12 protein-coding genes are annotated in these 14,509 nt (G+C 35.4%); 7 read left to right on the plus strand and 5 right to left on the minus strand.

Annotation, left to right across the window (positions count from 1 at the left end; all coding sequences use genetic code 11):
- Positions 1–10 precede the first annotated feature (10 nt).
- Entirely contained in the window at positions 11–1,357 is a 1,347-nt protein-coding gene (locus tag H7A25_16345) for a pyruvate dehydrogenase complex dihydrolipoamide acetyltransferase (GenBank protein MCP5501473.1), read from the plus strand.
- A 202-nt stretch (positions 1,358–1,559) separates the two neighbouring features.
- Here the strand turns inward: H7A25_16345 and H7A25_16350 are convergent, their stop codons facing one another.
- Positions 1,560–2,129 carry a DUF416 family protein gene (locus H7A25_16350; protein ID MCP5501474.1) on the minus strand — a complete coding sequence of 190 codons (570 nt, stop codon included), beginning with the start codon at positions 2,127–2,129 and terminating at the stop codon, positions 1,560–1,562.
- On the minus strand, positions 2,122–2,493 hold the full coding sequence (locus H7A25_16355) for a hypothetical protein (GenBank protein ID MCP5501475.1): 372 nt from the start codon (positions 2,491–2,493) through the stop codon (positions 2,122–2,124). The genes H7A25_16350 and H7A25_16355 overlap by 8 nt, the downstream gene beginning before the upstream one ends.
- A 350-nt stretch (positions 2,494–2,843) precedes the next feature.
- On the opposite strand from H7A25_16355, the gene H7A25_16360 reads away from it, so the two are divergent.
- Positions 2,844–3,689 (plus strand): Rpn family recombination-promoting nuclease/putative transposase, encoded by an 846-nt coding sequence (locus tag H7A25_16360; GenBank protein ID MCP5501476.1) that lies wholly within the window; start codon positions 2,844–2,846, stop codon positions 3,687–3,689.
- A 101-nt stretch (positions 3,690–3,790) separates the two neighbouring features.
- Here H7A25_16360 and H7A25_16365 read toward each other — a convergent pair whose 3' ends face one another.
- Together H7A25_16365 and cysK are read right to left on the minus strand one after the other, a co-directional pair.
- Entirely contained in the window at positions 3,791–4,942 is a 1,152-nt protein-coding gene (locus H7A25_16365; protein MCP5501477.1) for a PLP-dependent transferase, read from the minus strand.
- Positions 4,943–4,995: 53 nt separating this feature from the next.
- Positions 4,996–5,910 carry a cysteine synthase A gene (gene cysK / locus H7A25_16370; protein ID MCP5501478.1) on the minus strand — a complete coding sequence of 305 codons (915 nt, stop codon included), beginning with the start codon at positions 5,908–5,910 and terminating at the stop codon, positions 4,996–4,998.
- A gap of 157 nt (positions 5,911–6,067) precedes the next feature.
- On the opposite strand from cysK, the gene H7A25_16375 reads away from it, so the two are divergent.
- From H7A25_16375 to H7A25_16385, 3 genes are read left to right on the plus strand one after another with little or no spacing between them, the layout of a single operon-like run.
- A complete protein-coding gene (locus tag H7A25_16375; GenBank protein MCP5501479.1) occupies positions 6,068–7,117 on the plus strand; it encodes a Gfo/Idh/MocA family oxidoreductase in 1,050 nt (349 codons plus the stop codon).
- A gap of 41 nt (positions 7,118–7,158) precedes the next feature.
- Positions 7,159–7,584, plus strand: coding sequence for a hypothetical protein (locus tag H7A25_16380; protein ID MCP5501480.1), 426 nt, complete (start codon positions 7,159–7,161; stop codon positions 7,582–7,584).
- Between the two features lie 7 nt (positions 7,585–7,591).
- Positions 7,592–8,020: a hypothetical protein gene (locus H7A25_16385; GenBank protein MCP5501481.1), complete on the plus strand. Its 429-nt coding sequence runs from the start codon at positions 7,592–7,594 to the stop codon at positions 8,018–8,020.
- An 86-nt stretch (positions 8,021–8,106) separates the two neighbouring features.
- On the opposite strand, the gene H7A25_16390 is transcribed toward H7A25_16385, so the two are convergent.
- Positions 8,107–8,889, minus strand: coding sequence for a hypothetical protein (locus tag H7A25_16390; GenBank protein ID MCP5501482.1), 783 nt, complete (start codon positions 8,887–8,889; stop codon positions 8,107–8,109).
- A 407-nt stretch (positions 8,890–9,296) separates the two neighbouring features.
- Here H7A25_16390 and H7A25_16395 point away from each other — a divergent pair, with 407 nt between their 5' ends.
- The gene (locus H7A25_16395; GenBank protein ID MCP5501483.1) at positions 9,297–10,766 is read left to right on the plus strand and encodes a hypothetical protein; all 1,470 of its coding nucleotides are present in this window, start codon (positions 9,297–9,299) and stop codon (positions 10,764–10,766) included.
- Between the two features lie 76 nt (positions 10,767–10,842).
- Positions 10,843–14,487 (plus strand): PocR ligand-binding domain-containing protein, encoded by a 3,645-nt coding sequence (locus H7A25_16400; protein ID MCP5501484.1) that lies wholly within the window; start codon positions 10,843–10,845, stop codon positions 14,485–14,487.
- Positions 14,488–14,509: the final 22 nt, after the last annotated feature.

The raw sequence follows: 14,509 nt of genomic DNA on the forward strand, positions 1-14,509 counted from the left end.
GGAGAAGAGGATGGCCAAAATTATTGAAATGACGCAATTATCTCCTACTATGAGTGAAGGGACTATTGTAAAATGGACAAAAAAGATCGGAGATGAAGTGGGTCCCGGTGAAATTATTGCTGAGGTGGAAACTGATAAAGCTGTAATGGAAATGGAATCTTTTGAAAGAGGGAAGCTACTCGCTATCATTGCAGAGGAAAATTCTAAAGTTCGTGTAGGACTTCCTGTAGCTATTGTCGGAAAAGAAGGAGAAGATGTAGCAGTTCTTATTGAGACTGCGAAATCCAGACTACATTCTCCTTCCACTTCTGAAACTAAAAAAGAAGAAACCCTACCGACACCTGTAAAAATGGAAGTTTCGGAATCCAAAAAAGTTGAAAAACCTGTGGAAGTAAAAGAGGAACCCCAGGTTCCCAAAGTTATTCCTGCGATTGCCCATAAAGCTCCGGTATTTGTAGATAGAAAGCGTACCGATGGAAGGCTTTTAGCTTCTCCCCTGGCTAAATCGATGGCTCTGCAATACGGTATTGACCTGAGAAATGTGGAGGGAAGTGGACCGGAAGGCAGAATCGTTAAGAAAGATATTGAAGCTTATATGCAGGGAGCTAAATCTTCTTCGCTATCCAGCGGAAGAAGTAGTATTCGAAAAGATGAAGAAATTCCGATAAATTCCATGAGAGAAGTAATTGCAAAAAGGTTAACTCATTCCAAACAGGAACTCCCACATTTTTATTTAAACCTGGAATTTGATGCAGAACCCCTGGTGAAACTACGAACAGAGCTAAATTCTTCTCTTGTATCATTTGCTCAGAAAAGGAATATTGAAAATGCAGATAAATTGAGTCTGAATGATTTCATTTTGAAAGCCTGTGCATTTTCTTTGCGAGAAGTTCCTTCTGTGAATGCTTCCTGGAGAGGAAATTATATTCTACAACATGGAAGAATTGATATAGGTGTGGCAGTGGCTTTGGAGGGAGGTTTAATTACTCCTTATATTCGAAATGCTGATAGAAAGACTGTCTATGATATAGGAACCGAGGTTAAGAAGCTCTCTAACCTGGCTCGTGAAAAGAAACTAAAACCGGATGAATATACCGATGGAACATTTACGGTATCTAATTTGGGAATGTTCGGCATTTCTCATTTTACGGCTGTAATCAATGAACCGGAAGCAGCGATTTTAGCGGTGGGAGGAGTTATTGAAAAACCGGTAGTGAAAAATGGAAGTATTATTGCCGGAAAGACAATGACGGTCACTCTATCCTGTGATCATCGTGTAGTGGATGGGGCTTTGGGTGCAAAGTTCCTTTCTGTATTTAGGGACTATATAGAAAGTCCGCTTTTATTAATGCGATAAATTTACAACAATAACCTAACTTCGGTGGTTCGATACAAAATTTATGAACTTCATAAACTTTACTCACCAACCGAAGTGTTAGTTTGTGGACACTGAGTAGAGCGAAGCTCATAAACTCTGCTGGTACAGCCTGAGCACCAGCAGCTATGTGGAGTAGGGTTATGAGTATGCTGGCGTAAGCACTGGAATACAAAAGGATTTCTTACAAATCCGTTGGCAGGTGAAACGCTTCTACATTTTGAAACAATTCCGGATGAACATTCTTCTCAACCTCAATATCGTGGACTAATTTTTCAAAATAAACTGTTTGTTGCTTGATTAGAGGATGGTTATTCACAAATTCATCGTGATTCTTTTGATTATAATCAAGGCTATGTTTTTCTTCGATATACATCTGAATAGAATTGAAAGCAAGAGAAGTAAGGCCAGTTAATCTTTCTGTATCCTGTGAGCTTACGGACTCTAATGCTTCTATAAGCATGACACATACATCCTGTGCGGAGGTCGCCAGGATAGAATCAAACTCTTCAGAATCAGGCGTTATATTTGAAATATCATCGATAAGACTTTCATCATATTCCAAAACACTTCTTTCTAATGCAATGTTTTCTAAAAGTCGGATTCCCAGCTCTAAGATTTCAGGATTTCCCCAGTTTTCTTTTTGAAAAAAAGAATAATAGTTTGGTATTTGTCTTTTGATGACTAAAACGTAAAAAGCCAAAATTTGGTAGTAAGACAGTGATTCTAATCTTTTTTCTATAACTTCAGTCATTCTCATTTTCTCTGTTTTTAGACTTTTTACCTGAAAAATTTGTTTTCGTCTGAATATCTTTTTGCAAAATTAAGCTTTTGCAATCCAGACAGATTGGCCTACTGACTCCTATTTCTGTTGGATGCAGTTTTTCGATTTCTGCTTTTTTGATAACCTTTTCTTCTGCATGTCCGGGGCCGGTTGCTTCTATTTCATTTTCTTTTAATCCTGCTCTGACTTCCGGTCTCAACCTCTTTTCACTTGAGCCAACAATCGAAATTTTTTCTTTTGTATTCAAAACAGCAGTTGTATTTTTGTTTCGTGTAAATAAATGTTTTATTAAGCTATGTAATGAAATAGCTCTTTTTTCTGGTTCTTCGTCCATACTGATTACCGCAAACTTCAAGAAAAGTTTAAAACTATATGGCTGTCAAGTGCTTTTGTAAATCAAATAAAAATATTTCATCTACAAATAATTTAAATTTTCCCTTACAAACTTTATCGAACCTTCCAGACTAAACACCTGCTTATTATGGAGACACAATACTATCCATGAACTACTCAAAGCCACAGAAGAGCCAGAGTTGCAGGCGAAAGAACAGGCAGAGTTCGGCAGATAGCTGTTATGAAACGAAAGAGAATCCGGGCCAGGAAATTAGACAGAAAATTTTGTGATTCCTTATAATTTTCCGGTCTTTTCATTGACTTTTTCTATTCGGGTTTCAATATTTTCTTATGAAATTCGCTGATCCTAAAAATGATGTTGCTTTTCGGAAAATTTTTGGAAATGAAGGCAAAAAAGTAATCCTTATCTCCTTCCTAAACTCAATTTTGAGCCTAAAAGGGGATAGAAAGATCATAGATCTCGAATTTCGCAATACATTTCAGCTTCCGAGAATTGTCGGACTGAAATCTTCTATCATTGATGTAAATGTCAAAGACCAATCCGGGACTACTTATATTGTTGAAATGCAACTTAGCGAAGTTTCCGGTTTTGATAAACGGGTGCAGTATTATGTATCTAAAGAATATGCCTCCCAGATAGAAAAAGGTGATGACTATTCCAAACTCACAGCGGTTGTTTTTGTTGGCATCTTAGAGTTTGAGTATTTTGAAGGAGATAATTATCTCACCGAGCATTTGATTATCAATACGAAAACCAGGAAGAATGAATTAAAAGATATTAACTTTAATTTTATAGAGTTGCCCAAGTTCAAAAAAGAATTAGAAGACTGTAAAAGCCTGACTGATAAATGGATTTACTTCATAAAGAATGCCGAGAACTTAGAAGTAATTCCGGATAATGTTGAAGATGAAGGTTTAAAAGAAGCTTATATTCTTTCAGACAGGCACAATTGGACGAAAGAAGAACTGAATAGCTATGACTATTTTCTGATGCGAGAACAGGATGAAAGAGGAAGGGTGGAGTTGGCTGTTCAGCGAGCAGAAAAACTTGCTGAAGAAAAAGCAAAAAAAACGAATACATTAGAAATAGCTAAAAATTTTAAATTAGCTGGTATAGATAATAAAACCATTTCTACTGCTACAGGGCTAAGTATAGAAGAAATCGAAAACTTATAGCTTGTTAGTAAAGTAAGATTTTTGAGTAATACACGCTGGCAACACATTCCAACATGAGCGTATGAAAAATTTCCGCCAAATTATGATGCTGTGGAAACTTCTCATACACTCAAAACCTTATCCGACAAAGCCTGCTCTAAATCTTTTTTTAAGTCTTCTACATCTTCAATTCCTACTGAAAATCGGAGTAGTCTATCGTTGATGCCGAGTTTATGTAATGTTGCTTCCGGAAGTGCATTATGAGTTTGAACTATAGGATAGGTTAATAAACTTTCAACACCTCCTAAACTTTCCGCGAAACTGATGATCATAATTCGTTTTAGAAGATTCGGAACTAAATTTGGATCTTTAACCTCAAAAGACAACATTGCACCAAAACCACTTGCCTGTCTCCTGGAAAGTTCATAGGAAGGGTGTTCCGGTAAACCAATGTAGTATACTTTCGCTATAGCTGGATGCTCTTTTAAAAAGTTTGCAAGTTCAATTGAATTTTCTTCTTGTTTTCTCATGCGGATTCCTAGAGTTTTAATACCTCTGAGCGTAAGCCAGCTATCAAAAGGAGAGAGTACAGCACCCGTGTTATTTTGAATAAACTGAATTTTTTCTCCTAATTCAGAGTTGGCACTCGCAACTAATCCGCTGAGCGTATCGTTATGACCGGCTAAATATTTGGTACCACTGCTAACAACGATATCTGCTCCTAGTTCTATAGGTCTTTGAAAATACGGGCTTAGAAAGGTATTATCAACTATAAGAAGAATGTTTTTGGGTTTAACAAGTTTTTGAATGGATTGAATATCAGAAACTTTCATCATAGGGTTTGTGGGAGTTTCTAAAAAGATTGCTTTGGTATTGGGTTTGATGTTTTTCTCAATTTCCTTTAAACTTGTAGTGTTAATATAGGAAAATTCTAAATTTCTTTTAGATGAAATATCTTGAAAAAACCTATAAGTTCCTCCGTAGATATCATCACCAACAAGGATATGGTCTCCGAATTGAAATAATTCAAATATAGCTGTTATAGCGGCCATACCACAGGAAAAAGCAGAACCATGAGTTCCGGATTCTAAAAGTGCATACGTTTCTTCTAACTTTTCCCTGGTTGGGTTTAAAGTCCTGGAATAATCGTATCCGGTTGATTCGTAAAGGGCAGGGTGTTTAAAAGTTGCACTCTGATAAATGGGAGTGCTGATGGAACCGGTTACCGATTCAAAACTTTTAGCCCCGTGAACAAATTTAGTATCCATTTTCATGGTGTCTCCTTGCGAAAAAAAGCGGGGAACTCCCCGCGAAAGCAGAACTTTGGTCAGGTAAAAAGGCCATCAACAGAGAGGTAACGCTCACCTGTGTCATAGCAAAACGTAAGTACTTTGGCTCCATCAGGAATATCGCTTAACTTCTTGTTTACAGCAGCCAGGGAAGCACCGGAAGAAAGTCCAACAAAGATGGCTTCTTCTCTGGCTATGCGGGTTGCAAAATCGAAGGCTTCTTCTTTGGATATCTGTATGATTCCATCTAATAGAGAGGTATCCATAATTTGTGGGATAAATCCGGCTCCAATACCCTGAATTGGATGAGGACCTGCATTGCCACCACTTAACACAGGAGAGGCTTCCGGTTCTACAGCGAAAACTTTCAATTTGGGAAATTTACTTTTTAGGACTTTGGAAACACCGGTGATGTGTCCTCCGGTTCCAACTCCTGTAATCAGATAATCAATTCCATCCGGGAAATCTTTTAGAATTTCTTCTGCAGTTGTTTGAATATGAATTTGAACGTTGGCCGGGTTGTTGAATTGTTGCGGCATCCAGGCATTTGGATTTTCTGCTACCATTTCTTCTGCACGACTGATAGCACCTTTCATTCCCTTTTCCTTGGGAGTTAGCTCAAATTTGGCTCCATATGCAGACATTAATCTTCTTCTCTCTATACTCATTGATTCCGGCATAACCAGTGTGAGAGAATAGCCTTTTACAGCACAGACCATAGCAAGACCTACACCTGTATTACCTGAGGTGGGTTCAATAATGATGCTGTCTTTCTTTAATATCCCTTTTTTTTCTGCATCTTCAATCATGGCGAGGGCTATTCTATCTTTGATACTACCACCTGGATTTGCTTTTTCCAGTTTAGCATAAACTTCAGCTTTTGTATTATAAAGCCGGTTGAGTCTTACATGAGGTGTATTCCCGATAGTCTGTAAAATGTTATCTGCTTTCATAGTTGATTTGCTCCAAAAAATTAAGTTCTTTTCTCCTATATTGAATATTATCTGGAATACGTCAAGAAATTATCTAATAAATTGGATAAAAAAGATAATTTATTAGATAGTTAATTATTCATTTTCTCTTTTTCAAACCTTTTCATTCTGGATAAATATGATAAAAGTAGCTATTTTAGGTCTGGGACGAATCGCGAGTATTTTGGAAAAAGACAAATTACGCTATCATCCCTGCACCCATGCGGGAACTTTATTTAGTCAATTTGGAAGAGAAAAATTCGAAGTTCTGGGTATATACGATCCCTCTACAAGTAAACAGGAACAATTTCTTGAAGATTGGAACTTGAAGGAATCACAGGTAAAAACTACATTAGGAAAAATTAAAAAAGAGAAACCCGAACTCTGCGTTATTGCCAGCTCTTCAGAGGCTCATTTTGAAAATGCCGAATGGGCTATCAGAAATGGCATTCAAAATTTGCTCATTGAGAAACCGGTTTGTGTAAGTCGCAAAGAGATTAAAAAATTGAAAGCATTACAGGAAAAATTTAAAGTTAGAATCTGGGTTAATCATGAACGAAGATATCATCCTGTATATATTTACGCAAAGAGACTTTTGGAGAAAGGGGAACTGGGTGAAGTGATAACGATTCGTGCCTCCGTTTTAACCGGCAGACAAAATCCGGGTCAGGCATACAGGAAAACAAAGAAAAACCGAGAATACGGACCTCTACTGCATGATGGAACCCATGCTATTGACTTTATTCAATGGCTTTTGGGGAAACCGAAAAAGGTATTTTCTCATATTTATTTACCTCATGGAGAGAATGTTTTTCCGGAAGATCAGGCCCTGGCTATTTTACAATATCCGGATAATGTACATGTTTTTTTGGAAGCAGGAGGATACCGTTCCTATTTTCAGTTTGAATTAGATATTCAGACTCGAAAGGGAAGGATTATTCTGAGTAATGATGGTCACAAAATTTTTCGTTCTGCACCTTCTACCTTATATACCGGAATGAGTAGTTTGAAAGAGGAGGCTTTACCCTCGATAGAAGAAGGGTATCAAAATCCCTGGATAAACCTGTACAGAGAAATCTACGAAGTTTGTAAAGGAAAGTCTAAGGAGATAAGTGGTCCTCTTTCTGATAACATAGAAATTTTTAAAATAATTGAATCGATTTATAAAAGAAAAAATTTTAACACTTGAAGCAGTAAAAGCTATACTGGAATTTATACTTGGAGGAATGTATGAATAAGTTTTTCTTTGGAATTTTATTTTTTATAATGCTGCTGTCCGGGATCGAAGCATTGCCCTTACAGCCTGTTGCGGGCATGTGGGAAGGAATGGACAAGAATGGTAAAAAGGTAGCTTTCCTATTTGAAGAGAATGGCTATTTAACCATTATATCCGGAGAATACATTGCTGGCGGTCAGAATTTTGTAAGTAGTGGGGAAAGGTCTTCTATTCGGTATAGTTTTAATTTTGATGAGAAGCCAAACACCATGGACATGGAATTAAAAAAGGGCAAGAAAAAGTCAATGGTCAGGGCTATTGTCAAGCTAATCGACCCAAATCGACTCCTGATATATAGCAAGGGAGTTGCAAAAAAAAGACCTGAGAAATTTGGATTTAATGACCCGAATAATCTTTTAATACTATTTCGAAAGAAGTAAAATAGAGGTGTCGCAGCAAAGACAGTTAATTCTAGCTGACTTTAGCCTATCAGATGAACCTTTTCTTCCCCTCGATGTAAAGGGAAAAGGAGAAGAAAAAGCAGAGGTAGCAGAAGAAGTTCAGGCTTTAGAAGAAATTCCGATTCTCTGTCGGAATTGCGGACATATTATTACAAGTCTTTCCCTGCAAATCACTATTAATGGACAATATTATCTTCAGTTTCAAAATCCTATGAATATAACGTTTGAAATCACCTGTTTCAAAGATGCTCCAGGAACAACCATCCAGGGAGACAGGGAATTTCAATATAGCTGGTTTCCCGGATTTAGCTGGCAGTACTGCCACTGTGCTTCCTGCCAGATTCATTTGGGCTGGTTTTATCTTTCAGGAGTGAGCTTCTACGGTTTAATTGTAAAGCGCCTGATTGGTTTCTGATGATTTTTACAAAAATAAAAAGTCGTGAAATGTCGTACGCGAACCACCGATGGTTCGCTCAACAACTGGAAGAAAAGAGGGTTTAACTAAAAATTACAGGCTTTTACACAATCTTTTGCCTGTTTTCCACAGTCCTGAAGGCAGGAAACATCGGTATCCTCACAGGTAGCTTCACAGGCGGTAAAGCGGGACTGGCAGGCATCTATACAGAATTTCCTCGGGTTTACCTTATCTGCCGGGACAACTTTTATTTGCCTTTCTTCCTTTTTAGGTAATTCAGTTTTTGGTTCAATAGGTTTAAAAATAATCTTTTTTCCTTTCATTCCGGATTCAGGAAGGTCCAGGTCAAACGGATCGGAAGTTTTTTCCGTGGTTTTGGTTTCCTGACTTTGAGGTTTTTCTTCCTTCTTCTCCGGTATAGCCGGTTTTTCTTGGATCTGGGGTTTTTCCGGTACGACCTTTTGAACGGTTTCTTCTTTTTTCTTCTCGGTAGGTTTTTCTTCTGTCTCTTTTTTTTCGGGTTCTTTTGATTCCGGCTTTCCTTCCGGTTGATTCTCTTCCGGTTGGATGCTTTGTAGTTCCAATTCCAGCATTTCTTTGTAGAGCAGGCTTACTTTCTCCAACTCTTTCTGTTCGGTATCAATCACCTTGTCTATTTCTTCTTTTTGCTGCTGCAAAGCTTGAATGTTCGCCTGTTTTTGCACCACCTGCACACGGATTTTATCCAGACTTTCTGCACGTTGTTGGTTGTTCTCCCCTTCGGCATTGGCTGTTATGAGCGTGGTTTTCTTTTTTTTGGAGGCCGAGGAACAATCAAAAAGAGAAATTGAAATGATGAAAAGAAAAAAAACATTCAGTAATAGCTTCATTTGGTTCATTATATGAGAAAAGGTTTTTTCGTAAATGGAAAATCTAGTCTTCTTCGGTATCCTTAGTACGATTTTCGTAGGATTCGAGAATTTTATCCAATTCCTCCAAAAATAAAATGGTATCTTCTGTAGCTTCTAAATCCCCTTCGAGGCCGTTATGCTCATAAATCACAATATTTTCCTTGTAATTAGAATCCTTTTGGATAATAAGTTCATAGTAGTTTTTGAAAAAGTAAACTGTTTTTTAAATTTATAAATAAGATAAATAAATAATTTTTAATTTTTTGCTTTCAAGTTTTACGAAGGAATAGTATAAACTTTTTAATTTAAGGAAAGGGCAATCCCCTAAAAAAGTCGGGAAATGACAAAACCTGTATGAAAATAAGTTATAAAGTGAAGGAATACATTTGAGAAATATCTTTAAAGATCTGGAATTAAAAAGAAATTTTGAAAAATGGCTTCTGAAGATGGAAAAGAGAGATTTTTCTATTGATCTGGAAGAGGCCAGAAAACGATTTAAGAAATTTTCCTTATTTAATTCCTTCAGCCGTTTTATTACGGATTTTACTGCTATTCTCAGGTTAATAGGACGTTCTTCAACTTCTATTAATCAGAATATGAAAGAAATTCTTCAATTTTCCAGTTCCTTGAAGGAAGAAGCGGATAGTATCCATAAAATAACGGATGATTTTAAAAAGAGTATCGAGAATCTACATTTGGAATTTCAAAATTTGGCTTCTGAAATAGGAGAAATCCATTATCAGACTAAAAATATGGTGCATAATAATACCGGGATCATGCAATCCTCAAAAGAAATACACGAAAAGGTGAAAAATGGAGTTGAGGTAATGTCAAACGGTGTTTATCTCATGGGGGAACTAACCGAGCAGAATCGAGAACTCCAAAAAACCATTAAAGAACTCTGGGATAATTATGGTTCTATCAGCAAAGTAGCTGAAGAATTAGTGAAACTTGCCCAACGCACCGAATTAATTGCTTTGAATGCAGAAATCGAATCTTCCCACGCCGGAGAAGAGGGGAGCGGCTTTGCAATAGTTGCGAGAGAGATGGGGAATCTTTCCAGAAGAAATATGGAAGTAGCCAGGATTATCGCCAAATCAGCTAAGGGGATGAAAGAACAGGCCAAGCTATCAGAGTTAAACGTGGAGTCTTCGGTAGAGTTTGCCTTAGGAGCTGAAAATGAAATTAATATCGCTAATAAAAATTATAAGGAGATAGATGCAGCCATTGGAAATGTGATTAATGACTCAAGTGAATTTTCCATTTCTTTAAAGAACCTGGAAATTAGTATAACCATGATGAATGAACTGGTGAAAGATACAAAAGAGATGATACAACGTTTTATTAATCGCTCCAAGGATGTTTTCTCTTCTCTTGATTCCCAGGAAGAATGTATTCAAAATATCAACTCTGTTGTTTCTTCTACTTTTGATGTGAGTAGGATTTTAAATTCATTGGTTTCCCAGTTTAATATTCCAAATTTTAAAAATTCTAGCCAGAAGCAGATCTTTTTCGAGACAGTTTTGGAGAAAGCATTAAATGCAAGAGGTCTGGTTGTAATGGCTGTTTTTTCTGATGATGCTTTATTTACAAAAGTTTCTTATAATAAATTAAAAGAACTTGAAATGGATATGCAAAACTACCTTGAGGTTCCGGAAAACATAGACTTGATTAAAAAAGAGCAACTGGATCTTGAGAAGTTCTTACAATACTGGAAAGCATTTCTGATGCATTGCGAAGAGTCTTTGCAACTTTCCCTTCAGGGGGAAAAGAATAAGAGTAGAGAGTTATATAATCAAAAAGCCCGTAAGAAAATTAAGGAAATCTTAGACATCTTATTGGCCAGTATATCCTGAGATAAAGGATATTAACCATGAAGAGCTCGACAGTACTTGTATGCTTTATTTGCTGGACCTATTATTAACAATATAAATGAATTACCATTTAACAGAATTATTTGATATAGAAGAGTTAAGAGAACTTTGCGAAAGTTATACGGAAATTAATGGAACAACAACAGCTATTCTTGATTTAGAAGGGAATATATATGTTGCATGCGGCTGGCAACCTTCATGTACTCAGTTTCACCGTATCAATCAAAATACGAGTATAAGATGCAAAGAAAGCGATACCAACCTTGCTGGACAAATTAAAGAAGGAAATAAATATAACTTTTATAAATGTAAAAATGGATTAAATGATATTGCCATGCCTATAATTGTTGGAGACAGGCATGTTGGTAATTTCTTTACAGGACAATTCTTAACTGAAGAACCTGATATTGAATATTTCAGGAAGCAAGCAAACGAGTTTGGATTTGATGAGAAGACATATCTCGAAGCAATTAATAATGTACCTATTTTCACTGAAGTGCAAATAAAAAAATCAATTACTTTTTTAGTGAAATTAGTAGAAACAATTGGAAATATAGGAATAAAAAATATTCAGATTCTAGAAAAAGCCGGAGAATTAGAAAAAACTAAAGAAACAACAGAAATAAATAATAGAATCAATGAAGCAAGATTAAATCTAATTCAATTCTCGGAAAACCACACAATCGATGAAATCCTCGAAGAAACACTTAATATTGCAGAAATTATTAGTGAGAGTAAAGTAGGCTTTTTTCATTTTATAGAAGAAGGCCAGATGAATATAGAGTTACAAAACTGGTCAACAGCTACAAAAAAGAATTATTGTAATGCACAGGGTAAGAGTTCTCATTATCCAATTGATAAAACCGGTGCTTGGGTAGATTGTTTTTATGAGCGTAAACCGGTCATAAATAATAATTATAATGCATTAACTCACAAAAAAGGCTTACCCGAACACCCTTCACTAATCAGAGAATTAACTATTCCAATTATTTATAATGATAATGTAAAAGCTATCTTTGGAGTAGGTAATAAAGAAACTGATTATACTGAAAACGATATTGAAAATATTTCTCTATTGGCATATTTGGCTATGGAAATCATTGAAAAGAAAAAAATAAATGATACCCTATTTATTGCCAAAGAAAGAGCCGAAGAGAGAGAATTTTTATTACTGGAATCGCAAAAAATTGCGAGAGTAGGTTCGTATGTGTTGGATATAAACACTGGAACATGGACATCATCAGAAACACTTAATGAATTATTTGGGATAGACAATGACTATGATAAATCAATTGAAGGTTGGTTAAAAATTGTTCATCCGGCGGACCGAGAAATAATGAAAAATTATTTAAATGATAATGTTATTGCTAAAGGTGAGAACTTTGAAAAAGAATATAGAATTATCCGAATAAATGACAGACGGGAACGTTGGGTGAAAGGATTTGGAAAAATTCGTTATAATAAACAGGGTAAATTGGTTGGTATGATTGGTGTAATACAAGATATAACCAAGAGAAAAAAAAATGAAAATAAAATTTTGGAAAACGAGAAACGCTATACCTCATTATTTAACGAAATGATTAATGGTTTTGCCTATCATAAAATTATTTGTGATGAACAGGGAAGCCCCTGTAATTATATCTTTTTAAGTGCTAACCCTGCATTCGAAAGACTTACGGGATTAAAAGCCAAAGATATTATTGGAAAATCTATATACGAAATTATACCGGAGAATGATAAATACTGGGTTGAAATCTATGGAAAAGTTGCATTAACAGGCGAAAGTATTAAATTTCAAAATTATGCTTCCGCACTCAATAAGCATTTTAGTGTGACAGCATATTGTCCTGAAATTGGTTATTTTGCAACAATTTTTGAAGATGTTACCGAGAAAATTAATTATGAAAGAGAGTTGCAATTGCTGAATAAAGATTTTGTAACGTTTCTTGAAAATACTCAAGATTTTATCTATTATAAAGATAAAGAAAGCCGTTTTCGTTTTTGTAGTCAAACCTTAGCAAATATAACTTTTCATAAAAGTTGGCGTGATATGATAGGGAAACACGATTTGGAAGTATTTCCACCCGATGCTGCTAAGATTTATTATGAAGAAGAACTCCCTATATTTGAATATGGTAAATCCTTAATAAACAAGATTGACCCTTATTATAAATCTGACGGCAGTAAAGGCTATGTAAGCACAAGTAAGTGGCCGGTATGGAACGATGATAAGAGTGAAGTAGTTGGAATTTTCGGAATTAGTCGCGACATTACAGAAAGGGTTGAAATAGAAGAAGCGTTGAAAGAAAGCGAGCTTCGTGCAAAGACTATGATTAATGCAATTCCTGATTTGGTATTTCGCTTAGATAAAGATGGACGCTATCTTGATTATAAAGCTGATACTAAAGATTTGTATGCACAATCAGCACCTTCGATTATTGGAGTTTTAAATAGGGATATAACACCACCTGAGTTTGCTGATTTAATAGATGAAAAAATTTCTTTAACTTTGACAACGGGCATATTACAAACTTTTGATTTTCAAATGTTTATTCAGGGTAAGGGTTTGCGTGAATTTGAAGCTCGAATGGTAAAAAGCGGTGAAGATGAAACAACTTCTATTGTTAGGGATGTTACGGATATAAAAAAAGCGGAAACTGAATTAAAAGAAAGTGAGCAAAAATTCAGACAGTTATTTGAGTTTATACCTATTCCTTTGGGATATTCAAATAATAAAACCATGAAAATTGAATTAGTAAATAAAGCATTTACTAAAATACTTGAATATAATTATTCTGATATTCCTAATTTGGATGATTGGTTTTTAAAAGCATATCCCGATGAAAAGTATAGAGAAGAAGTTTCTGAAACCTGGAAAAAATTAGTAATAGATGCAATAAAAAACAATGTGGCGGTAGAGCCTCAAGAATATAATATAACTACAAAATCTGGAAGAAAAATGATTTTTGAAGTTTCTGGTATATCAATAGGTGATTTTTTTCTTTCCACTTTCTTTGATTTAACTTCACGCAAGAAAATGGAAAGCCAGCTACGTGAAACGAATCAAAATTTAGAGGAAATGGTTTATATTGCATCACATGACTTGCAGGTACCTATTATTTCTATGGAGAGTTTCGCATCCATTCTGCTTAAAGATTATAGTGATAATTTAGATGAAAAGGGAAAATTTGCCCTTACTCGATTACTTGCAAATGCGGAAAATATGCATAAATTAATTTTGAGCCTTTTAGATATTTCAAGATTAAATACGAAGAAAAATCCCTATGAAAAATTTGATTTGAATTCAGTGATAGAAAAAATTCTTACTGATTTATCCCTTGTTATTGAAAAAAACAATGCTCAAATTACATTAGAAAAGCTACCCGAACTTTTTGCTGACAAACAAAGGATTGAAATAGTTTTTAGAAATTTGATAAGTAATGCAATAAATTATGAAGGGAAAAAAATTACAATTGCTTACAATAACAATATTATCTTTGTAAAAGACAATGGTATTGGTATTCCGCTTGATCAGTTGGAAACTATATTTAAAGCGGGGGAACGTTTACAATTAAATGAAGCGGTAGGAGTTGGAATGGGCTTAACCTTCTGTAAAAAAGTAATCGAACAACACAATTGGAAAATTTGGGCTGAAAGTGAAGGTGAAGGTAAGGGAACAACATTTAAAATTTCTATAAGTTGAAAAATTATTTGAAGGCACTGTT

Source organism: Leptospiraceae bacterium, assembly GCA_024233835.1.
Lineage (GTDB): Bacteria > Spirochaetota > Leptospiria > Leptospirales > Leptospiraceae > JACKPC01.